Raw genomic sequence first — 22,751 nt, forward strand, 5'->3', positions numbered from 1 at the left:
TCGCTAGGCATCAACCGTCCGCATGCCTAGCGATGCCTTGGCGCAGATTAAGTGCGACAGGTGAGAAAATCCAGTCATGGGAAACGCGGAGCTGCGTGTAAACGGCACACTCACACAAGCAATCGAATTTATTTTGGGAGACTTTCCGAACACAGTGGAGCCTGTGGTGGTTCTCGCCGCCTATCTGCATAGTTTGGTCGAACAATACGGCCTGACGGACAGTCAACACCTCGATCCCGACGAGTTTGAGCGCCCCGTATTGCCCTTCGCAGCGCAACAATTTGTCGACAGCTTTGTCGATTCCGCGAACACCGAATCGCTGAGGAACTCGCTTTACGAGGCTTTCGTCGATCTGGCTGAGGACGGAACGGTGCGTAGCGTTCTCAATAAGAACCGCGCCCTGAGACGGGATGAGGTCCTTCTCCTGGCTCAGGTGGCCTGGAATCTGGAACACAATGACCAGCGTCCTTCGCTGCCGTTGCGTCCAGGACCTATCCTCAAGGATGGGAAGCAGGTCAGGGCCGACATTCCAGTCCCCGGCGCCCAAAAGGACTTTGCGACGATGCATTGGACCGATCGTGGAAACCAAAAAGAGGTCCAAGGAAAATCTGCTGGCGACGCCTTCCGCAGGCAGACGGCTAGGCTCGCCGTACTAGCCGCCCAATGGTTCCTCGACTCTCATACGAAGTCAGCGCCAACGGTTGGCGAAGCGAAAATGCTGAACGGCGACAAGCCAGGACGCAGAAGGATTGTTTGGCCATCGACGGGTGCTAACCAGATGAATGATGTCGGCCTCCCCAGCTCTGGGGTCCAAGTACCAACTGACGCGTTACCGCCACAATCAAAAGGATCGCCAACCGATCAGATACTTGTTGGGAACTTTGCGGAGGTGGGGGGCCACTATCAGCCTCGTGCATTCGAGAACGAGATTGACCGCCATTGGCGCGACAGCGGCGATCGGCGTGTGTGGTTGCGTGGCGGGCCCGGTTTGGGGAAATCCTACGCGGCTCGCAAGATCATGCAGGAAGCACTCAGGGGTCTAGGCGACGAGCGTCACAACTTGCTGATTTGGGTGGAGTCCGCCGATGCCGTGGCCGTAACCCGGGAATTGGCACGGGCAGCGGAACGACTTGATAGTGGCCCCAAAAACTCCGTCGCAGCAAACGCCGGGGATCGCGAAGACCAGCTTGCGCGCGGACTGCTCGATCATCTGAGAACGACCGACATGCGCTGGCTGATCGTCCTAGACGACGCGAACGCCGCAGAGCTAATTGAGCGCAAATTGGTCCCACCCGGGACGAATCCGAGGGGACGGGTTCTCATCACAACGTTGAGCGCCTCCCATCGGATCAGCGGCTCTGGCCATCAGGTCGAAGCGGAGCTGTTCTCTCCGGGCGAGGCTGAAGAATTTCTCAATACCCGCCTGCCCGAGACGTCCGCGCATGACAGGGCCGGGTTGTCCGACACAGTGAGGCACCACCCATTGGCGCTGTCCATTGCCGCTTCCACAATTGCCGCCAACAGGATGACTGTCTCTGACTGGGTCAAAGAGTTCCATGAGTCCCCGCGAATGGATGAAGCGGCCGATTATTCTGATGCTGGGGGCTATCCAACGCTTATAGGCGCCACGTGGAAGGTCGCACTAGACAAAGCTGCTCGAGACATGCCGAACGGCGTGGTGGAACGGACAGCAATGGTCGCGGCCCTGCAGGATCCAGATGGACACCCCACGTGGCTCTGGCAGCGGGATAGTGTCTGCGAGTGGGTTGCAGGTGAGACAGATCTGCCGGCAACCACGACGAGAATACATCTTGGGGTCAAACGCCTCGTTGACTACGGAATCATCCAGCTCACAGGAAGCTGGCAGGTTGGCCGCCTCGCGATTCATCAATTGGCAGCTCGCGCCATCCGTGAGACCTCAGCCCCCGAGGAACTCGCCCAAGCTGGCGCCGTCCTGGCCGAGCAGTGGCTGCGTGAGCTCACGTCGAATCCAGCCAACGCACAGAACCAGAATATTCGGGCGGCCGTAGGACCCATCGCGGCGTTACCCAAGCTGAACGCTTTGACACGAAGCACGGCAACCGCACTTGTGGGGTTCTCCGCGCCATCGACGGACCAAACAAATATCGAGTGGAATCTGTGGGAACTGGAACTACTGGAACCGTACCTAGTCCGTGGCGGTGCTATAGGGCGTGCTGACCTGGCGGAGCGCTTAGCGAACATTGGACGCGCTCAACGAGAACTGGGACGACACTCGGAGGCGCACAAGAATCTGGATGCCGCTTCCTCGATATACCGCGACCTTGCGGCACTCCCGGATCTCAACGACAAATTGCGGGCAATATACCTCGTCTCCCTGGCAGACATCGATGCAGAAATGGATCAGCCCGAACTGTCTCTAGAACGTCGTAGAAAGGCTGCAGAACTGCTAAAACGATGTGCCGCACGAAAGTCGACGAGCGACGCCCCGATTTCGGACAGGTTGGCACTGGCCGAGATTTATCAGAACCTGTCGGACGATACCGAATCCCGGGCGGCGCTCGATAGCGCTCTCTCACTCTGGGAGAGCCGCCCGCCCGCCGGCGCAGTTGAAGATAGTGATGCAGATGAGGAGGCATCAACGCTCGCAAAGCTTGGGCAGCAGCTGGCAATAGCAGGACGACTCACCGAGGCGAAAAGTTACTTGCTTCAGGCAGCCCGCCTCAACGAAAAGACGGAAATTGGCCGCCTGGTCCGACTCAAGCCTATCCACACAAGGTTGGCGTACGTGTGCTCCCAGTTGGGCGAGTGGCGGGAAGCTGAAAAGTGGTTCGAGCGAACGGAATGCGACCCTCTTCTCCTTGCCAGCGTTCAACTGCACCAGGGGCGAGTAAGAGAGGCACAAGCCAACGTCGATACTTCAGCGTCGAGACACTCCGCCCGCTCAAATCAGAACCCCGATCGCGACGATCGGGAGGTTGACTCGAAGATTCGCGAATTGATTAAGGACGAACTCGCTTTCGTGCTCGCCACGTTGACTCAAACGGCGATGAAGCACGAGCGGTGGGAGGATGCAGCGGACTTGGCAGAAGGAAGACTCGAATTCACTCGAGCCAAGTCTGACGCGTCCCCCGGCGAAGATCCCATCGAACTCTCCAACGCCTACCGCCACGCCGGATTTACCTCGTTAAAGGCTGGCCGCTTTCAGGTGGCTGCCACGCACTTCGCGAGTGGGGCTAACATCGCGGAATTGCTTTGCCAAATGTCTCCCGCAGACCACAAAAGACGGTTGGAGTACGGGCAATCACTCTATCTTCTGGCTTCCTCTCACGTGAGGGTTGGCCAACCGGATACTGCGGTGAAGCACGCGCGAAGAGCCGTCGAAGTCCTTGAAGGGCTCGAAGGACTGGATGATAAAGCGCGGATACTCGCAAGCGCAGCTACTTCAGTTCTCGGGCAGGCCCTCCTCCAGAACGGCGATGCGGACGAAGCCGTCGTGTCTTTGACACAAAGAGTGCAATCCTGCCAGGCGTCACTTGCTGAGACTCCCGATGACCACGATTCAATGAGAACGCTCGGCGATGCCCTTCAAGAATTGGGGAAGACTCTTTTCGTCGCAGGCCGATGGCAGGATTCTATTCAACCTCTAATGGACGCCATCGCGATCTATCGGGCCATGTCGAGTGGAGCCAGGGACCAACGCAGGAGCATGGCGGCTGTTTTTTTCATGCTTGCCTACGCCCACAACCGGCTACTGGAGCATAGCGAAGCCGCTATCGCCGCCGAACAGTCAGCCAACGTGTGGCAGGCACTAGCTGACGGCGACCCCAGCGACAGCGAACTCCAAGTCTCGCTCGCACACGCGCTTGGTCTCCTAGGAGAATCGTTAAGCGCACTCGACCGTCGTAATGAGGCCGTGCAGGCAATTACCCGAGCTGTTGGCCATCTCCAGTTGCCTGCTGAGCTAAACCCAGATGACCACATGCAACACCTCATACATCTTCTCGATCGTCTCGGAAGTCACCTACGCGACCTAGAACTCTCCGTCGAGGCAGAGGAAACACAGGCACGTCTGGAGGATCTTCGACGGCGGTTCCCGAAATCTGCCGAGGACGCGTGAGTGCCAGCCGAACCGCCTGGCCAACAAAACTGCAGGTAGCGTCCCTGGCAGTGGTGAAGTTTCCCGGGCTTGATGTGTCGCTACGGCGATGTGAAAAGCCATCGTGTGAAAGGTCAGCGAGAACGACCAAGAACTCACAGAAGGACACTTACGCACGATGGCCCTTAACCTGGCTCTTGGCGACAGCCGGATGTGTCATATCTTCTGCTGTCCTGGTGGCCCTTCCCTCATCATGCGCCATGCAGAACAGCTGAAATCAGACTCCCGCTGACCGTCATGGCTTGAGCCTCGACCACCTGCTTCTATTCCGGCGAGGCGGCCGGCCCGCCTTCATCAGTCTGGGCATTACGGGCACGGCGGGACTGCCTGACGAGCGGCGGCAGGGTCATCCCGGCCAGCAGCTTCACCTGCGGCGAGGTCTCACGGCCCAGTTTCCTGTCCAGCGTGACCTTGAGCCGTGAACCTACGACCGTCAGCACACTACGAGAGGTGTTGCCGAGTGTACCCTCCGCTTTTCCACTCCTCCGTCGTGATGCATACGTGCAGCTTGGGCCCAGAGGTTAGAGCGCAACCTAAATTCGACCACGTTCCGTAACGGAATACCTCTAGCACCAGCTTCACATATCTGGTTTGGCGGCCCGGGTGCAACGAGACTGCTCATAGTCTCGGCCGCCGCGACCGCGGCCGAGAACAAGAACTCCGCCTCGGAAACCGAGTCCAGCGCATCTAACGGCGACTGTTCGTCACCGTCCCTGCCGGGGCAAGTCCGGGAACAGCCGGATTCCCGGCCCACAAGAGTGAATCAGTCGTCGTTCGGCAGGTACCAGCCGTGCTCGCGGTGCCGCGGCTCTGGCGGGTTCGGGTTCTCGCGCTCATAGGCCTTGTTCGCACGGCGCCTCATCTCGTCGTCGTAGCGGTCCAGCTCGTTGTAGAGTTTTGACGCCTCGCCGATATCCCCGCAGGACACGTAGCTCTGCCGCAACGCCTCGCGCTCGTCCTCTAGTTCCGAGTCGGACAACGGACGGAGGCTACCCAAACTGCGCGCAATGGAGTCGAAGATGCCCATGCCTGAGATGCTGTCACCCTGGGGGCCGGCAGGCAAGCCATGCCTGCAAATGCCTAACTGTGGCGGAACTCCACCGCATTCCGTAGGAGCAACCTCTAGGTATGACCTTCCTGAGTAAAGCCGGCGTGGATTTGGGGATCTGTTTCGATCGCGATGCCGAAGGCCACGACATTCGCTCGGGGGCGAAGTGCCGCCAGCAAAGCTAGAACTCACCGCATCGCCACACGTAGAAACATCAGCTATGGGTCCCGCGTGATGGTGGCCTCGGGCGCCTCCCGTCAATAATCCATCTTCTGGGTCTGATGCATCGGGCTGCTCGCTACGAACGCAGCGGACATCCTCGGCGCGTGGGTGCGGGGCTCTAGCGGTGTCCGCGACGTCACAGGTGTTAATGCCCGGATCCACGGCTCGGCATCGACCGCAAGCGCGGGCTTCCCAGCTGCGCTGATGGGCAAGCGAACTGGGAGCCCCCACTCGATCGCTGGAGGCACACCAGCCGCATATGCATTCGCGCTACCTGTCAGCTGGACTCCGGTACTGGGTCTGCGGGAGCGGCGTTCTGGAATTCGGCGCGGACGTCGCGCAGTCGTCGTCCGTCGCCTACAGCCCAGAAGTACCAGCCATTCGTCGCCTTCTTCCGCAGCGCGTGCCCAGCTGCGGACGGTGACGTGTACCGCTTACCGTCCAGCTCGATAGCACCGTCGGGCGTCAGTACCGCTTCCTTGCCCTTAAAGTCTCGGTGCGTCGCCGACAAGATGTCTCCTCCTGTGAGCAGCCCGGCCTCGATCAAGTGTTTAAGCTCTACCCAATCACCTGCCTTGGTTTGAGGATCGACGACCCTGCCATTATGGCCCTCGGGCACGGGCCAGATGTTGAGGACGGCGTCGATCAGGTCAGCGGTGCGGTCGTCGATGAGTTCCTCGTCCCAGTCCTGGTGCTCGGTCTTGCCAACGACCCGGCCGGTGAGTGTGATTGTGTTGTGCTGGAGGAGGGCGGCGCGCTTGGTTGGCCAGGGCCCGTTCGAAATCTTTGAGTTCAGGGAATTCGTCAGAAGAGTCAGGTTCCCGAGTCGGTGAACCCTTGCCTGGCGCTCCTCTGCAGCCTCCGGAGTCTCCACTGGCCAAGTATCCTTCCAGTTCCGCGGCAGGAGGTGCTCAATCGGGTAATTCTTTCGCTCAACCTGCGGCTGGCCAGTCTCGGCGCGATAGCGGTCCTCGATGCCTTCAAGGAACATGCGCAAACGGCCCCGTGGATAGCGTGTGTACGCAGCCTCTGTGCTAAGGGTCCGCCGAACCTCCTCGTCTCCGGGCCAGTAGGTGCTGGTGACCTTGAGGCGAGCTAAATGGCCGATCACGCGCTCTTGGAGTTCACTGGCAGACACGCCACCGTTGGCCGCGATGACATCGGAGACGATGCGCCCTAGGTCGCTGCCGGAGAGTCGGAGCATCTGCCGGCGATACAACCAACTTTCGGCGGCCTGAATGATTTTCTCAATAGTGTCGTTAGGGACGTTACGCCCCGGTTCGTACAACCAAATCAACAGCGGCTTCAGGATTTCAACTCCACTGGCTTGCATTCGGTAAAAGGCCATCGCGGCAGAATCGAGCGACCCGCCAGGTTGCCCGGCCGCCTCGGTCCACAACTGATACTGCTGGGCTTGATGCTTAATCACGGGCAGCAGGTCGGCCATCTTGTGGCCAGACTCCAGTTCTACCCATGATTTGAATCGGCTAAAGGTGGCCTGCGGACTGACTTCTTCACCGGTCCTGGCTACCAACCACTGGTTAAGGAAGAGGGAACTACGGCTGACCAGGTTTCGGCCGACGCTCACCTCCCGCATCCAAAACTTCGTCTCGAAAGGCCAGTCCTCCCGGTAGGCCTTGGTGGTGTCCCCGCCCTCAGCCTCGAGGCGTTGGAACACGAAATTGCGCACCAGGTCGGCGGCCGTCAAGGGCGTCCCGCGCGCGTTTAGGGTCTCGAAGATCTCTTGAGAATTCTCCGCCGCATCCAGCTCGATCGAGACAAGCTGCAACCCGTCCAAGAGGACGTTGGTGAGTTCGTTGGCTTTGGTCGTGTAATCATCAGTTCCCGGCGAACCCAACCATTGCTCGACGACGGTTGAGAAATAGCGGTGAGCTGCAACGATCTGGGAGTCCGGGTGCGCGAGATCCTCGTAGTCAACAGGAGCATCTGCGGCCAGAACCTCGTCGAAAGACTCCCTGTCCTTGTTCAAATGGCGAAGCTTGAGAGGGCTATCACCGTCTGCGACGTACTTCTCGGAGTTGTGGGTCAGGTCTTCGAGCTGACCGGCAAGCTTCGGGTGATCAGCTTGGCAGAGCAGGGAACAGGTCGCATCAGCGAGGAGTTGCAGGGTCGTCAGCCGCTGCTGTCCGTCGATCACGTTCCAGGTCGTCAGGCGCTTGCTCTGCGCCTCATGCGCCTGGATCACGACGGCCCCAAGAAAGTGCGTGGCATTGAGGTGCGGCTCAGCAATCCGAAGTTCCGCGATGCGTCGGATGTCCTTCCACATTGGCTCCCACTGCTCAGCCTCTTTCCAGACGTAGGGGCGCTGGAACAGAGGGATCACGAAGTGTTGAGGCAGATTGAACAGCTGCAGCGGCGTTCGCTTGAAGGTCTCCACCCGCACAAACGTACCGTAACGTCCGGCGCGTTTCGTGCGAGCCACGATGTTCGGTACACAGGACGTTACCGGACAACGAGATCGGAATGCTGAATACTCGATCCAGCTGCTCGAGGACGGCATTCCGAGCACGGTCCATCGTGTCATCTAACCCATCCGCGGCTCCCTTATAGACAGAGCCTTCATCCACCACGATGAAGGCTGTGTCACTCCAGATGGACTGGTTCTTATTAGGACTCACCGACCGAGTATCTCGCGGCCGTGCCCCGGACTGCCACCCTCCCGCTTGGGGCGGAATCGGTTGCCACTCGGCCAGTCAGTCGATTAACCATCCCAGTAGTGGCACACTGTCTCCCAGCGCCTTATGCACAGTGCCCCTGATATCCCCCATGATCTGGTGCGGCACTGTAGGCGCAATGCGAAGGAACAGCCCCGTCGTCCCCCAAATAGACGGGGCTGTTCCTGCCTTTTTGCTGAGATCGCGGCGCTTCCCTTCCCTGAGGTGTCAAACGACGCGATCACTACTCCGTGCATAGGCCACCTTAGGGAGCGTGTTGTTACCGACGGCGGTAGAATCTCTCCTTGCTCATCGACATCCTGCTCAGCTGCAGAGTCCCACTTTTCGGGCTTGCAGCTGCAGTGAGTCTTTTTTCTCAGGTTCCGTTGTTTACGAGGTCGTCCTGTTCCTGGATCACCTGTAACAAACGGGCAAGAAACCTCGTCCAACCGATACTAGAATCCACTTCAGTGTGTACGGTGACGAATTGAGGTAAGGCATTTGGACGTGGACTCAAGTCCCCAGAAACAACCGAAACGCTGGCCCCTCACAGCGTTCGCGGTAATCGTCTTTCTGGTAGCAGCGGTTTTAGCTGTGGGATACACGTACGCGACCCACTCGGCGAAGGAATGGCAGACCACTGCCGAATCGTCTGCAGAGAACCTCCGCGTCATTTCAGCGGAGCGGGACGACCTGGAGTTCGAGGTAGCCGATCTTGAGTCCGAGGTGGCCGGCCTCAAGTCCGAAGTGACCGACCTCCAGAAGAAATCAGATAAATTGCAAAGCCATTCTGAAGAACTCACTTCCGGACTTGACTCGGCGACCGAGCGGATACGGTCATTGGCTGACGAAAAAGCCCAGGTCGGCGACTTGGCTGCTTGGCAGGCAGATATTCTAAGACTGTCTGAGAGTGTGACGACACAAATGGACACTTGTATTGCCGACCTTCAAGAGCTTCAGATGTACCTGGTTGACTTCATGTCCTATGAGCCCGATTCACTGCTGAAGTACATTCAAGATATTAACGATGGCTGTGACGAGGCTAGACGGGGAAGCGCAGACCTGAGCACGAAATTAGCCGGTTAATGTTCATACGAAGTAGGTTGCGAGGAGCACTGGCCCTTGCGGTGTTGTTCGGGACCGCCATTACCGGGTGCACTCTGATGCCCGTGGCCCCACCGGACGAAGAGAAACCCATGGTCGATGGGGCATCACCGGCAACGACCCGACCGCTCGCGGACGAGACAGCAAAACAGTCGGCCATGGAGGAGACAGCAGCACCTCTTGTCATTCCTGGATTCACGGACTATGAGCAAGCCGCGGTGCGCCTTCGGGCTTTCGGCTGCGGCAGTGTCTCCCGCGGGTCAGGATTTGCGATATCAGACAACGTCATCGTCACCAACCGTCACGTCGTAAGTGGTGCTGACGTGATCCAGGTCAGCACGTATGACGGCCAGGACATCGAAGTCGCCACGGCAGGAACGGCTGTCATTGCCGACCTGGCGCTGGTGTGGACCGAAGAACAACTGCCTGCCACCATCGCCCTCGCCCCGAGAAACCCCGAGGTCGGAACGAGGGTAACGGCCGTCGGTTATCCTCTCGGCGGACCTTTGACGACCACTCATGGAGAGGTCTTGGGTTATGCACCGGACGTCGTCGGTTTGTCCTCCCTGCCCATGCTGGTCAACAATGCTCCCACCGAGAAGGGCAGCTCCGGCAGTCCCCTAATAGATGACCAGGGAGATCTCGTAGGCGTGGTCTATGCCGCTAATGTTGCGGGGTATGCAGTCCCAGTGGACGTGCTGACAAGAGTGCTGGACAACCCTGACCAGTACTCAAATCCCGTAATGTGTGATGAAAATTTCTGACGGCAAGGCTAGGACGCTCGCTCACAGCGGAGAAACGCAGCGCTGGTAACGCAGAACCGCTCACAACCGCTCGATTGCTCGAGGGAGTTTGTAAGCGCCCGGGCAAGTGAGCACCCACCCGGGAACTGCCGGGCGCCTTGGAATCCGGGGTTTTTTCCGCACGGGGTCATAAGCCTCTGAAGATCCTCCGGAATGCAGGAGTTATGACACCGTGTGCGGGATGGGCGCTGATAAATTTTATCAACGGCTTCCGGCCGCAACCTCTCACCGGTCGAGGCAACGTCCGTACTGCTCCTGTGGGCAGCCATATATGATCAGCCATATAGACTGAGGAGTCACAGATTGACGCTCCAACTGTTACTCCGCCTGCTGCCGCGCTGCCCCGCGGAGCCTTCTGGAAACAGCTCTGCTTCGCCTGCGTAGCGACATACCTGGCCGCTGACCTCAACGCCCTGAGATACCACGAGCACTTCCCGGAAGCAAACCGCTACGCTGTAGCCATGAGCAGTGAGAACTGGCGCGACATTCAGCGAGTGCTCGCCGGAGACGCACCCTACGATGACCTCGATAAGCGCGATAGTGCGGGCGAGCTGGGATAGGCAGATGGCCGAACGCAGGGCGAACCTGGATCTTGCTGCTGAATTCACGAAGGCGGAGCGCTCCTGGTCAGAGGCGGACGAGCAGGGCTCTGTCGTCGTTCGGGGAAGCAGTAAATCCTGATGGCCTTCGATCAAGGACCGGGTCTGCGCCCATACGAGGACTCCGTCCAGCTGCCCTTCCATGAGGTGGCCTCTAGACTCCGCGAGATGCTCGGAGTTCGCCTGGTCGCCTACATCGGCGGCGTGAAATCTGCGCGGTCCGTCTCAATCTGGGCCGAGGGCACGGGAACTCCCGACGAGATCGCTTGCGAGCGGTTGCGCCACGCGTTCCACGCCGCGGCGCTGTTGAGAGAACGATACGACGCGGCGACGGTGCAGTCATGGTTCAAGGGGATGAATCCCGCGCTGAACGACGAGGCGCCGGCGCACGTTCTGTGTGAGGCCGACCCGCTGACAGATGCGCGAGACGTGATCTCCGTGGCGAAGGCGTTCGCCTACATCGGATGACGCGGCCTGATCTGGAGACAAAGGGCTCTGCACCAATCATTTGACCCTTGAGATGAGGAGGCCATAATGCTCAGTAGCCAGCAAAAACGCGAGTTGGCTATCGACACGATGGCCAACTGGGCGCTGGAGGGCATGACACCTGATCGCGAGACCGTAGAGGACGTCAACTTATACCTCAATGGCGGCATGACGCTTCACGCGATTATCGAGAAGTCGAAGACCCTCTGATGCCGGCTGATAGTGCCGAGTCGTTCGACAGGCAGACAACCGATCGCCGGACCGAGGGCTTGATAACTTTTATCAACGACGACCAGATCGGCTCAGGTGAAAGCATGAACGTACTCCGTAAGCGCCACCACGATGACAGGCCCGACCACGCCGGGTCCACTGAAGCAAGAACGCTGGCCCGCGCAGCGCAGGCGACCGAGAATGCCGTGAAGTCCATCGAGAAGGAGTTCGACCTTCTCACCAGTGCGCAGGTCGCGCAGCTGCTCGGCTCGACGCCGGACCGTGCTGCGGCCCGATCGCTGGCCAATGACATGCGCGGCCGCGGTGAGCTGCTCTATGTCCGTCGGCTGAACAAATACCTCTACCCAGGGTTCCAGTTCGACCGCGCCCTCGGCCGCGTCCGGCCGTTGGCGAAGTCCCTGCTGCAGTTGGCCAAGACACACAGTTGGGAGCCGGAAGACGTGGTGCTGTGGCTGTGCTCCCCGACGACCTACTTTGAGGACGGGTCGCGGCCGGTGGACCACTTCGTCGCTGAGCCGGACCGGGTCCTCGAAGTGGCCCGAAGCGCGTGGGGTGTCGAATGGTGATAGCCCGGTGGTAGCAGCAGTTCTCGACCCCGGGACTTCGGTGAACCGCTCGACGGCCTCACGAAACTCATTACCTTCTGCAACGTGCTAGGCGTGGAAGGCCTCGTGCGCTGACCCAGTACCCAGCAAGCCGTACGCGTTCCGGCATCTCGCCTGGAGGCGTATCTGTCGACGGCGGTTCGTCCAGGGCGCCGAAGGTTCTCCTTTGCCGTTGAAGATGGCGAAACCGCCGGGCGGTTGGCACACGAGCAGAGCCTGAGTTTCCGGGGTGCGTGTGTCAGTAGTCCTGTCCAGACACTCGAAACAACCGGGTTCGGTGGACTGGTGTGCCATTGAAGTTGGCAAGTCGCCCCACCGCTCCACGTCGATAAGCGGTTTCGTTGGAGTTCTCTATAAACAGAGGCAGTGTGGCGATGCGATGAAACAAGCCACAGGAGTACGATCACGGCATGGACGCACCGGCGAAGAATCCACGCCCGATAGTGCGCATGTTTCCGGATTATGCGGACGCCGTGCTGTGGTTTACCGGCCCCGTGGACTACGACGATACCGGCCTGTCACCAGGACTCATCCACGACCTGCGGGAATGGGAGCAGTCCTACTACAAAGCCCTCACCCCGGATTTCGACTGGACATCGGCCAGGCGGCCCGCCGGTTCACCGAGGCAGGCAGTCGCCTGGCCCGGCGCGTGGCCGATGAAATCGGCGCCGGGTACGAGATCGAGTTCGCAACCTACGAGCCGGATGTGCCGGCACGACGGTTCCGCGGTGCCGGGCCCGCCCTCAACGCCCTGGCGGCCGCCGCCTTCGTTGCCCTAGCAGCGGCCGTGAAGGCAGAACAGGAAGAGGCCGCACGTGCCCGGGCGGCAGCCCGGCGCGGGGAAAATCCCGAATGGTACGCCTACGCACCGCTGTCCGGCACCGTCTTCAAACCGCCCCGGAGAGGGCGCGAATAGACAGGCCCCACCCTCGTCCCCGCCAAACATCTCTACACCCCGACGTACGGGCTGTGTCTCCCACCGCCGCTCATGCAGCGGGGCGGGAGAGGCCGCTCGGTCCGGAGAGTGCCGAGAGGCGTACGGCGTCGACGCCTCAAAGCGCCCGTACTCACTTCAATGGGCCGGTTTTTTACCCCCGATAATCGCCCTTATCCCGACTATCGGCTCGCAGGGGTTTTATCGCTTTGAGAACCAGTGGAGCGCCGCCGCGCCGAAATGCGTTAGCTCCCCAACGGCCGACCTGACGAGGACGCTGTGGGAACGATCGGTGACGCGGGCCTGGTTAGAGTTCAGATGCCTCTTCGCCCGGTTTCCACAGGTATGCAACTATGCGGTGACCATCGCAGACTCTGGTCCGCCACGTCGGCGGCGCTTCGATCGTCTCGTACGCATGCATGTCGAGACCTGGAAGGATATAAATGCGTATCCAATCGCCGGGCTCTACAGCGAGCCTATACAACTGTCGAGCAAAGTCTCCCCACTGTCGGACACGTGGTGCGAGGCCTTCGACCGCCTGTTCGTGCACCCAATCTATGTACCGGTCGTAGATGTAGCTGAAGGTCACGAAGGGTTTAAAGTGCTGAGCATGGGTCCGCCAAAATCGCCGGACGTCGTCGCCAATGTTAACTCGGTATTTCGATGAGTCGACCGGCACCTCAACTCTGGCCTGAACGGAAAGTTTCGGCAGAGTCGTACCGATGTGCGACTCTTTCTCCACGTCCTGATCGTCACGGCAGCAAGGGATGAGTCTGACCGCGTCGTGCTGCACGACGTAACGGAACGTTGTGCACGAGCAGCCCAACTCCTGGAGCTCCAGGATTGCTTCAGCAGCTTCGGCAGGAATGGACGGTGCAATGATCATGAGCACTTGGGAATCATTTACCGTCTCCGGCAGCGGATGGCCGAACCGCCGTTGAAAGGCCTCTTCCAAGTCGACGATGAGGTGATTATCAGCAACGACATCGATGAGCATTTCCCTTTTCAGCCGCTTGATCCAGCGTCTGTAGCGAAGAACCTGGGCGACGATGTTGAGGAGCGCCTTATTCAGTTTCAGTTCGATGATATAGATGACGCCAGCGGAGTCGATCGCGAGTAAGTCAACTAGCCCTCCGACCTGCCTTCCGATGATCAACAGATCCAGCCCGAATTGCGACACCAGGATGGGTAGCTGGCTCTCAAGGTAATCCTCTAGGTTTACCTCCGCCGGGAACACGAGTGGACTGGGCTGGGCGGTTACCACCGGAGAGTCCGCTCTTCGTCGGACGCCGGCAGAACCGGTGTTTGTGTTGAAGAGTTGGTGGATATATCGGGCGTGGAAGGCTTCATAAGCAATGAGAATAGGGGCAACACTGCTCTCCCGGCGTGAGCAGAGGAGCGCCCGAAACGGAGACTGTCATTTATGAGCAGAAACTGACTCCTGTTCGGCGTGTCGCGCAGATTCACACGCCTTCTGAATCCTCGGGCGTCCCTCCGAGGACCTGATGATCAACGATTTTAAGGCAAGTCCGCAAGGCGTCAGAGTTCAGTAGCCGATTAACCTGTAGCTTGGTTGCATGAGCTCCGAACAGCGCCGTGCGGCCGTCTACCTGCGCATCTCCCAGGACCGCGAGAACACGCGCCTAGGCGTGGATAGGCACCTTGAGGACGCCGAAGCACTGATCGCAGCCCGACGGTGGACGCTTACTGGCGTCTACGAAGACAACGACGTCTCCGGGAAGGGACACAAGAAGCGGCCGGCCTTTGAACGGCTCCTCAAAGACATCGAGTCAGGCCTCATCGACGTAGTCGTCGCCCAGGAGTGGCCCCGTCTCGAGCGCAACCGTGCCGACGGTGTGCGGGTCATCGAGGCTGCCCAGCGCCACCATGTCCTGCTGACCTTCGCAAAAGGGTCCGATATTGACTGCACGACCGCGGCAGGCCGCCTCTCGGCCGACATGTTCTCGGCAATCGCCCGCAACGAAATCGAAGTAAAGGCAGAACGGCAGTCACGGGCACAACGACAGCGCGCCGAACAAGGCAGGCCGCCGAAGGGAGTACGTCCCCTCGGCTACGCCACGAACGGTGACGTCATCGGTCACGAGGCGGAGGCTGTCAGGAACATTTACGCCGCTTTCTCCTCGGGGGCATCCCTGCGGGCGATCGCAACGGCTTTGTCCGGCGGTGAGGGAAAAGATCTTCCTGCCCTGCCGACTCTCCCCCGGCACAACCGGACCTTGATGATCGAGCGCAATGTGCGTCGGTCCGAAGAAGGTCTCGAGCCCCGTCCCGTTCCGGACGACGGCCCATGGGTGCCGTCGACCGTCCTGGGGATTCTGCGCAACCCGCGCTACGCCGGCTTTAGCACGTACACGCCGAAGGAAGTGCTCGCCAATGGCGACCGGCGGCGATCGTGGCGGGCACAGATCCTTCGCGACGATCACGGCGACCCTATCCTCGGTAATTGGGACCGCATCGTGGAGCTCAACGTCTGGGAAGCAGTTCAGGACCGACTCGACGATCCGGCCCGCATCACAAACCGGGTGGGAACCGACAGGAAGCACCTAGGCTCGGGCCTGTACCGGTGCGGAGTGTGTGACAACCCGGTGAAGGCGCACGGGCAGCGGTATCGATGCGCGGGGCACGTCGTGCGTTCACGGGAGCAGATCGATGATTTCGTTGTCAAAGTCGTCCGGCGGCGACTCGCCCTTCCGGATCTCCACGACCTGCTGCCGTCTGCTGATGAGCCGCGTCTGCGGGAGATTAAAGAGGAGATCAACGAGCACCGAGCCAAGATTCACAGGGCGCAGCGGGATTACGATGACGAGCTCATCGAAGGCTTCGATCTCAAGCGCATTCGAGACCGTGAGAACGCTGCGATTGACACGTTGGAAGTTGAGCGCTTACGGCTCTCACTTGGGACTTCGCACACCGGTGTCCTAGGGCAACGGGATCCGGCTGCTGCCTTCGAGGCGGGAGATCTGGGTACGCGCCGGAGCACGATCGACGCCCTCTGCACAGTACGCCTCTTCCCACATCCACGAGGCTTGAAATCCTTCAATCCCGATTCCGTCTCAATAATTTGGCGGTGACAGGAGACCTCGTGCTTGCCGAGTAAACGTTTAAGTCGTAGGGTAACTGTCAGACAAACAGCAGCCCGAAGACAACAACAAGGGTTAGGGTAACTCCGACTGGTGGTTCTCCTCGTTTTGATCGTCTGAGATGACGCACGAGGCTCTCTACCTGCAGAACAAACTGCAGGAGAACTATGTCCACCGCCATGTTGAACCCTGAAACAACGGTTCACAAAGAATCCCCCACGGATATCGCCGCCCGCTTCCGTGTCCCTATCGCGTCCAGCGTCGACGCAGCCATTGAACGCATCGTGGCCGCCGCCCCTCCGCTCAGTCAGGCCCAACGGGACCGACTGGCCACCATTCTGGGTGGTGGTGCCTGATGTCCACTCATCCTCTCGAAGGCACATCGAAAGTCACTCAGCTGGCTGGCAGGCCCCTAGAGGCCACGCTGTTGCTGAAGGAGCAACGCGCCCTCCTCAGGAGCGTGTTACCTGAGGCCTCCACTCGTACGTCCAGCGCCCACAAAGCGGGGTTCCACTCCCCCTCGCCCGCAGAGAGCGAAGCGAGCGAGGACGAGGGCCAGCGGTATTTGGACGACATGAGCGCGAGCGAAATGTCCGACAAATACCCTGCTGGCCTGCATCCGTATCCCCTCCCGCGTAGGCACAGCCGTACGGCCAACGAGACCACCCGTGAGCGTCGCCGGGTCTCGTTGGACGTACGGCTCACGGAGACGGAGCGCGAAGCGATCCGGCGCCGTGCCCGCGTGCTCGGCGTCAAGCCGAGCGCGTGGGCGCGCGGGGTCATCCTTGACGCCCTCGATGCACGTAAGGATGAGATTTCACGGATGCATTTGGCGGCGCTTGCGGCGCCTCAGCCGGAGCTTGCGGCGGCTGTGGACCAGCTCCGCAAGGTCGGTCAGAACCTCAACCAGGCGCTCCGGGCTGTCCACACCGGAGACGTCTCGGCGCTTGACGAAGATCTGCTCCGGCAGTTACAGGTCACTGTCGATGACGTGCGTGCGTCGCTCGGGGATCGGACCTCGTCATGAGCACGATCAACGTACGGTCTTCTCGGGATGCCGCAGGTGCGGTGAACTACGTCCTTTATGGAAACTCGAAAGAGCGGCGTGCCGAACTCATCAAGACCGGCCGGACCCGTGCCGCGGCGTTCGCGATCTCGGTCGCCGGCGACCAAGGAGCCTCGCCGGCGGCGTTCATTGAACGAGCCGAGATGTTGGCTCGTGTGCATGGCCGCAAGATCGAGCTCCAGTCCTACATCCTCGCATTCCGACCAGACGATTTCGATGTCACCAATTCGGGCGACCTCGACCGCATCCGAGACATAGCAGTTGCTCTCATTGGGCGGATGCATTCCGCTGACTACCTCATCGTGGTCCACGCGGATTCAGCAGGTCGTCACGGGCACGCACACATCCTCGTGGCAAATCATTGCAACCTGACGGGCAGGTCTCTCCAGCGCTACACCAGCTGGAAGCACGGGCTCCGCCAGCTAAATGACGACCTGATGCGCGACGAGGGCCTGAGCGTGCTCCCCGACCCCGGGCAGCCCAAGCCGGACTGGGAGCTCCGCCGGGAGGCCTTCAGGTCCGGAGGCTTCGAACAAACCCTCGGAGACAAGGTCTACATGGCACTTTCCGATCCCCGCTCCGTGGATCAACAGGCATATGAACAGGTGCTCGAAGAGCACGGCATCACGCTCGCCGTCACCCATCGCGACGGGTGGAGCTACAAGATGCGCCGCTCCGACAACGGGAAGCTCGGGCGCAAGAAGGCTTCGGCACTGACACCGGAGTTCACCGCCGAAGGGGCTGCCAGCATCTTCGACATCCACAAGCAGAACCAGCAGAAAGGCACCGCTCATGGGACTCGCGGACCGGCTCCGTCAGGAGCAGCGGAACTCGACACCGTCGATTCCGTCGGAACCGTCAACCTCCGAGGTCATCGCCGCAGTGAACGCGCAGACAACGGCCGTGAACGGCCTGAAGCTATATCTGCAGATCGTCATCGAGGAGACGGTCAGGAACGAATTGCAGAAGGCCCTGCCGTCGACCTCGCAGCCCTCCGCCGGCATATCGCAGCAGATCGCGAGTATCGGGAACAGGTTGAACGAGATCGAGACGACGCTCGCCGAATTCTCGCGCAGTCTAGACGGAAAGAAGCTCAGCGCCGCCTCGCAGAGTTTGATTCTCGAAGCGCAGAGGAATCGCCAGACCGTACTTTCGGCGATTGAAAGGCTCCGGGTTCAGGCTGACGAGAACAGGGCTCTCGTCAGCCAGGCCGGAGCGGCTCTTCAGCACATCGAGCAGCGTGCCGGCGAGCAAATCGAAAAGGCAATCGAGCAGATCACCGGTGCAGCGTCCCACGTCATCACTGCCAATCTCACCGGTGCGAACAAGAGGGCCGAGCAGATCATGGCAGCCACGGCCAAGCTGACCGATCGCCAGCTCTGGTCGGCGGCTGCGGCAATGTTCCTGACACTCCTGCCGGCGGCAACGGTTGTCGCCGGGCTCTGGATGGTCATCGCCGGGCTCTTCACGGGAGTGCAGTGGGCCACCGACGTAGACGGCAGCGTGTGGCTCGGCATCGGGCGCTGGCTGGCGGTCGTCTGTGGTCTCGCTGTGGTCGCTTATGGGCTCTTCGCGGGAACCAGGTGGACGACTTCATTGGTCGCTAGCTGGAAGGGCGCCGGGATGCCGCGGTGGCCCCGATGACGGAAGGAGAAGCGATGAGGTGTACCGCGAAATTCATCGTGCAAAAGTCTGTGACAGCCAGCTCCGAAAGAGACACACCAAAAGTGAGTACGTTTCACCTTCGAGACTTAGTTAACCAGCGGAATCATGCGGATCTATGCGTGTGCGCGCGTACTCGGCTTGATTTGGTCGCCGAAAAAGTGAGTACGTCTCAACTTCCCTCTTCCCCATATTTATGCGCTTCTTGCCTCCCGGACCGTACTCACTTTTTGCATTGAAATCTGAGTAAGGGCTTCTGAAAAGTGAGTACGTCTAGGAACAGGTGAGTACGCCCGCGCAGGGCTCACCGCCCACACCACCCAACTAACGAAGAAACCCCCGGCGGCAACCGGGGGTTTCAGAAAGGACATCTGCACATGTCCAAGAACACCCCCAACTGTAGCGCGCTACAGTCTCGTCACCGTGGCTGGTCTATCGTGTCCAATGCCTTGACCCGCCTGATGATCGAGGAGTTCGTTGCGGCCCACCCGAACGACCGGGCGCATGGCACGGTCCACGACCGCGATCCCGGCACTGAAGAACACGCTCACGTCTTCTGGTACTCGAGAACCCAGCGCACACCTGCAGCGGTCCAGCGCAAGTTCTCGGTGCCGGTTATTGTGAAGCCCTTCATCGTCCACCCGGGTGAACCCGGCACCGACCGCGGCAAGTTCGCAATGGCACGGGGCGCCCGGTACAACACCCATGAGCACCCTGACCAGCAGGCGCTCGGCAAGGCCCGGTACGGCGATGACGAGATGATCGCGACGCCAGGTTGGGACTGGCGTGCCGACGTGGATGCGCTCAATGCCCGCGAGCATGTCGATCCCGAGCGTCCGGTACGTCTCACCATGATCGAACGCATTTCTAATCGCGTGCTCAAAGGCGAACTGTCGGCCCGTGACGTGCATCGTAAGTACGAAAGGATCTACCTGGCCAAGGGGCCGAGCTACTGGGCCCGGCTGGAGCGCGAAGCTGCCGAGTGGAAGCGCCAGGAAGCCGAGGAAACCGAACTCCGGGCTCACGAGGAGCGCCGGCACGCCGAACAGGCAGAACAGGCCAAGCGTGCAGAACAGGCTGAGCGGGAGCGCCAGGCCGCTGATGAGCGGGAGGCCGCTGAACGGGCCGAACGTGAGGCACAGACCCGTCAGCAAGCCGAAGAACAAGCTGCCCGTGAAGCCGCCCTCAAGGCAGAGCAGGCCACGCTCGAGTACCAGGAGCGCGTTGCCGCCGAACAAGCCGAACGTGATCGTGACGAACTGTCGACATGATCGCAATGTGGCTCGACGTCAAGGGCTCCCGTTCTACTCGCAGTTCCCACGCGACCCGCTATGCAGCAGAACTCGGCCTGACTTCTCCCGACCACGTCTGTGAGGACGGAAAGCTGACGCACCTGGGCGCGGTGCTGACCTATGCCGAGGCCGCGCTGGACCTAGAGCCTGACGACGTCAACATCGACGAGATCATGCCGGAGATCCGTGAGGAGATCATCAGCCACCGCCGCGATATCGAACGGGTGGGCCATCAGGTCGCCGGAGCCGAACTTCACGCAACTGATGGGGAGCAGGACGCCTTCGAGAGGGCCCTGCATCTGCGGCAGACGTTCTCCGGCTACTCCGATCTCATCACCCTTCCGTCCCCGCGTCCCGACATCAAGAAAGCCTGGCGCGACCAGCTCTTGGCAGCGGCCTGACCAGCTTTCCGGAAAGGAATCAACCATGAAGTACGGCTACACGCGCACGAGTACCAAGGACAAGCAGGACGACGACCTCCAGCGTCGGGCACTCATCTATGTCGGCGTCGGTGCGAAGCAGATCTTCTCCGACCAGGTCTCCGGTTCCAAGGAAGCCAAATCCCGTTCGGGATGGGCGAACCTTGACGGACGACTCCGTGAGGGTGACGAGCTCGTCGTGTGGCGCATCGACCGCATTGGCCGCTCGATGATCGACGTCATCACGACAGTGAAGGATCTTGTCGACCGCGGCGTGAAGATCAAATCACTGTCCGACGGCATCACTCCCGAGACCCGGGAAGGCCGGCTCATGCTTAGCCTCATGGCGACGTTCGCCGAGTACGAGCGCGAGCTCATCCAGGAACGCGTCCAGGCCGGCATCGATGCTGCCAAGGCCCGGGGCGTCAAGTTCGGCCGTCCGGCCCCGAACGCGGAGAAGGTGGCTCTGAACCTCCGGACCGTGAAGCACCTCATCGTCTCCGAGGGACTCGGAGTTGTCGATGCCGCCCGGACCGTCGGATGGTCCAAGGCGACCTATTACAGGCACCGTTCGACAGCCGGAGTCTCGTAAACCCCAGCCCGAAGCTGAAACTTCTGAGACAACATTTCGAGACCCGTTCGCCGGTGTTTTGCCGGTGAACGGGTCTCGTCTCGTTTTGGAGATGTTTTCGAGACAACGGCACTCCCCGCCTCAGCGCTGAACTGTGCTCAAGAGGGCCGCTGAGGGATCGTCTTTACGGTCGTCCGCTGACTGACCGGGCTTCAGCTCGACCAAGTTCAACCACATCGAGCAACTGCTCGATGTGCACGCCTGGTGATTTGCTTGAATGTAACCATGCCCGATGAGACCGACGCTGCTCCGCTCGCACCGCTGTACTTCTTTCGCGCCAAAGGGGCGAACCGGATTAGCCATATGGGCGCCTCTCGCATCTCAGAGGCGTTCGATAAGGACGCCGCTCCGACCGTGGGAGCGGTCTGCGTAGCCGTACAGACTGGCTATGACGACTTCGATGATCCAGATGATGAAGGTCTGGCCGAGGGCGACTTCATCGTTGCCCTGGCGGTTGTCCGTGGGATCGCGGGAGTAGCAAGCGTGTGGTGAGAGCGACACTCACTCCCATTCACCGCCTGCCGGCTCCTGTCCCGCTCGGTCCTTTGCGAAATGAGTCCATCGAACTCGGTGACGTTCCGGCCACCTTCCATTCGCGAGGACTCGACCTCAAAACTGCCTCAGCTCTGATCGCCTATCTCAAGAGCCTCGATCCCTCTGTCGCAATCTGGCTGGAGCAGGTGCTCGGTGAACCGCGTACATTCCCGTCACAGGTTGAGCAATCCCGGGTGGAGGCGAAGGACGCAGTACAACTCGCGGCTCAGCTAGCGGAGATCGAACTTCCAGCAGATGCCTTCGTGGCGCCGCCGGCAGAGACCGAGGACGAGACACTGCTCCAAACGCTGCTCAACGCGGGGTACGAGCTGGACCTCGAAGAGGAGCTTCTCCCGCTCGACCTCCAGCGCTTCGACGGGAAACTGGTTGGCGAGCAGCGCGCCGCGAGCGTCACCGTGTTCACGGATAAATGGGATCAGAAGAAACTGGTCGTCATGTCCGTCAACAAGAAGCCGATTGAGCTGGAGCTCGGGGTCGACCTTCTCTATTGGGACCAAATTCACGATTCATTCACCTTCATTCAGTACAAGCGGCTTGAAAAGGTCACCTCGCACCGACCTTCCGGCGGCTCGGAATGGGCCTACTTGAGGAAAGGGGAGATCGAAAAGCAGCTCAAGCTGATGCCGATTGGAAAAGGTTCACCGGCGGCGGCTGCCGATTGGCGCGCTTTCGGAACGCCGTTCTGGTTTAAGTTTGTTCGCGGCGATGCGGGAAGCGTGCTCGACGGCAAGACCCTCAAAGGGATGCACGTCCCCGCTGACTGGTTGCGACTTGCGATGGAAGAAGACACGTTCAAAGCTGGTCCAAGGGGCGGATTTCGTGTCACGTACCAGAATGCCAAGTACCTCGGGCGAACGGCATTCACGCAGCTGATCTCCAGGGGATTTGTCGGCACCGCGGGAGCACGATCCAAGGCATTCAAGAAGGTTCTGCGAGCAAAGGATCGCGAACTGATCATCGCGGTGCGGACGGAATGGCAGAAAGATGAGGAACCTCTCGACCTGACAAGCGCGTCCGGAGAGGCCGGCGGTGCCCGAGTGCATACCACGCCTCCCGATTTTCCCTTCTAGGGAACTGGCCTCATCTAGTCCGCAGAGCCGAATTGACCGTCGAGAGGGCCGGGCCGATAGGGGCCCGTCTAGATGTATTGACCACGGACGTTAGGGACGCCCGGCATACC

General features: G+C 60.3%; 21 protein-coding genes. 16 read left to right on the plus strand and 5 right to left on the minus strand.

From position 1 onward, the window contains the following. Positions 1-76: 76 nt before the first annotated feature. The gene (locus tag AC5RV2_RS00845) at positions 77-4,099 is read left to right on the plus strand and encodes an NB-ARC domain-containing protein (protein WP_494090726.1); all 4,023 of its coding nucleotides are present in this window, start codon (positions 77-79) and stop codon (positions 4,097-4,099) included. Between the two features lie 302 nt (positions 4,100-4,401). Here the strand turns inward: AC5RV2_RS00845 and AC5RV2_RS00850 are convergent, their stop codons facing one another. From AC5RV2_RS00850 to AC5RV2_RS00860, 3 genes are all read right to left on the minus strand, one after another. Beyond that, on the minus strand, positions 4,402-4,578 hold the full coding sequence (locus AC5RV2_RS00850; protein ID WP_494090727.1) for a hypothetical protein: 177 nt from the start codon (positions 4,576-4,578) through the stop codon (positions 4,402-4,404). Positions 4,579-4,901: 323 nt separating this feature from the next. After that, positions 4,902-5,117, minus strand: coding sequence for a hypothetical protein (locus AC5RV2_RS00855; protein ID WP_494090728.1), 216 nt, complete (start codon positions 5,115-5,117; stop codon positions 4,902-4,904). Positions 5,118-5,685: 568 nt separating this feature from the next. After that, positions 5,686-7,806 (minus strand): GmrSD restriction endonuclease domain-containing protein, encoded by a 2,121-nt coding sequence (locus tag AC5RV2_RS00860; protein WP_494090729.1) that lies wholly within the window; start codon positions 7,804-7,806, stop codon positions 5,686-5,688. A 778-nt stretch (positions 7,807-8,584) separates the two neighbouring features. Between AC5RV2_RS00860 and AC5RV2_RS00865 the strand changes: the two genes are divergently transcribed. From AC5RV2_RS00865 to AC5RV2_RS00890, 6 genes are all read left to right on the plus strand, one after another. Next, positions 8,585-9,169, plus strand: a complete 585-nt coding sequence (locus tag AC5RV2_RS00865; protein WP_494090730.1) for a hypothetical protein — start codon at positions 8,585-8,587, stop codon at positions 9,167-9,169. Positions 9,170-9,345: 176 nt separating this feature from the next. Further along, positions 9,346-9,951 carry a S1C family serine protease gene (locus AC5RV2_RS00870; protein WP_494090731.1) on the plus strand — a complete coding sequence of 202 codons (606 nt, stop codon included), beginning with the start codon at positions 9,346-9,348 and terminating at the stop codon, positions 9,949-9,951. Between the two features lie 719 nt (positions 9,952-10,670). After that, positions 10,671-11,057 (plus strand): hypothetical protein, encoded by a 387-nt coding sequence (locus AC5RV2_RS00875; RefSeq protein WP_494090732.1) that lies wholly within the window; start codon positions 10,671-10,673, stop codon positions 11,055-11,057. 66 nt (positions 11,058-11,123) lie between these two features. Beyond that, positions 11,124-11,285 (plus strand): antitoxin VbhA family protein, encoded by a 162-nt coding sequence (locus AC5RV2_RS00880; RefSeq protein WP_494090733.1) that lies wholly within the window; start codon positions 11,124-11,126, stop codon positions 11,283-11,285. Between the two features lie 104 nt (positions 11,286-11,389). Further along, positions 11,390-11,872: a hypothetical protein gene (locus AC5RV2_RS00885; RefSeq protein ID WP_494090734.1), complete on the plus strand. Its 483-nt coding sequence runs from the start codon at positions 11,390-11,392 to the stop codon at positions 11,870-11,872. 688 nt (positions 11,873-12,560) lie between these two features. Next, positions 12,561-12,827 (plus strand): hypothetical protein, encoded by a 267-nt coding sequence (locus tag AC5RV2_RS00890; protein WP_494090735.1) that lies wholly within the window; start codon positions 12,561-12,563, stop codon positions 12,825-12,827. A gap of 325 nt (positions 12,828-13,152) precedes the next feature. Here AC5RV2_RS00890 and AC5RV2_RS00895 read toward each other — a convergent pair whose 3' ends face one another. Then, positions 13,153-14,109: a hypothetical protein gene (locus AC5RV2_RS00895; RefSeq protein WP_494090736.1), complete on the minus strand. Its 957-nt coding sequence runs from the start codon at positions 14,107-14,109 to the stop codon at positions 13,153-13,155. Positions 14,110-14,422: 313 nt separating this feature from the next. Between AC5RV2_RS00895 and AC5RV2_RS00900 the strand changes: the two genes are divergently transcribed. The 8 genes from AC5RV2_RS00900 to AC5RV2_RS00935 all read left to right on the plus strand — a co-directional run bounded on the left by AC5RV2_RS00900 (position 14,423) and on the right by AC5RV2_RS00935 (position 20,977). After that, positions 14,423-15,937 (plus strand): recombinase family protein, encoded by a 1,515-nt coding sequence (locus tag AC5RV2_RS00900; protein WP_494090737.1) that lies wholly within the window; start codon positions 14,423-14,425, stop codon positions 15,935-15,937. Positions 15,938-16,113: 176 nt separating this feature from the next. Continuing rightward, on the plus strand, positions 16,114-16,302 hold the full coding sequence (locus tag AC5RV2_RS00905; RefSeq protein WP_494090738.1) for a hypothetical protein: 189 nt from the start codon (positions 16,114-16,116) through the stop codon (positions 16,300-16,302). A gap of 218 nt (positions 16,303-16,520) precedes the next feature. Next, entirely contained in the window at positions 16,521-16,973 is a 453-nt protein-coding gene (locus AC5RV2_RS00910; RefSeq protein WP_494090739.1) for a plasmid mobilization protein, read from the plus strand. Next, positions 16,970-18,175 carry a relaxase/mobilization nuclease domain-containing protein gene (locus AC5RV2_RS00915; protein WP_494090740.1) on the plus strand — a complete coding sequence of 402 codons (1,206 nt, stop codon included), beginning with the start codon at positions 16,970-16,972 and terminating at the stop codon, positions 18,173-18,175. Before AC5RV2_RS00910 ends, AC5RV2_RS00915 begins: the two co-directional genes overlap by 4 nt. Beyond that, complete coding sequence (locus AC5RV2_RS00920; protein WP_494090741.1) at positions 18,126-18,656, plus strand: hypothetical protein; 531 nt, start codon at positions 18,126-18,128, stop codon at positions 18,654-18,656. The genes AC5RV2_RS00915 and AC5RV2_RS00920 overlap by 50 nt, the downstream gene beginning before the upstream one ends. Positions 18,657-19,051: 395 nt before the next feature. After that, positions 19,052-19,945: a hypothetical protein gene (locus AC5RV2_RS00925; protein ID WP_494090742.1), complete on the plus strand. Its 894-nt coding sequence runs from the start codon at positions 19,052-19,054 to the stop codon at positions 19,943-19,945. Next, positions 19,942-20,367, plus strand: coding sequence for a hypothetical protein (locus tag AC5RV2_RS00930; protein ID WP_494090743.1), 426 nt, complete (start codon positions 19,942-19,944; stop codon positions 20,365-20,367). Before AC5RV2_RS00925 ends, AC5RV2_RS00930 begins: the two co-directional genes overlap by 4 nt. A 25-nt stretch (positions 20,368-20,392) precedes the next feature. Continuing rightward, positions 20,393-20,977, plus strand: a complete 585-nt coding sequence (locus AC5RV2_RS00935) for a recombinase family protein (protein WP_494090744.1) — start codon at positions 20,393-20,395, stop codon at positions 20,975-20,977. A 360-nt stretch (positions 20,978-21,337) separates the two neighbouring features. Here the strand turns inward: AC5RV2_RS00935 and AC5RV2_RS00940 are convergent, their stop codons facing one another. Next, complete coding sequence (locus tag AC5RV2_RS00940) at positions 21,338-21,517, minus strand: hypothetical protein (protein WP_494090745.1); 180 nt, start codon at positions 21,515-21,517, stop codon at positions 21,338-21,340. Between AC5RV2_RS00940 and AC5RV2_RS00945 the strand changes: the two genes are divergently transcribed. Next, positions 21,505-22,641 (plus strand): hypothetical protein, encoded by a 1,137-nt coding sequence (locus AC5RV2_RS00945; protein ID WP_494090746.1) that lies wholly within the window; start codon positions 21,505-21,507, stop codon positions 22,639-22,641. The two genes, AC5RV2_RS00940 and AC5RV2_RS00945, sit on opposite strands and share 13 nt — an antisense overlap. Positions 22,642-22,751: the final 110 nt, after the last annotated feature.

Source organism: Arthrobacter sp. Y3225116, from assembly GCF_059091245.1.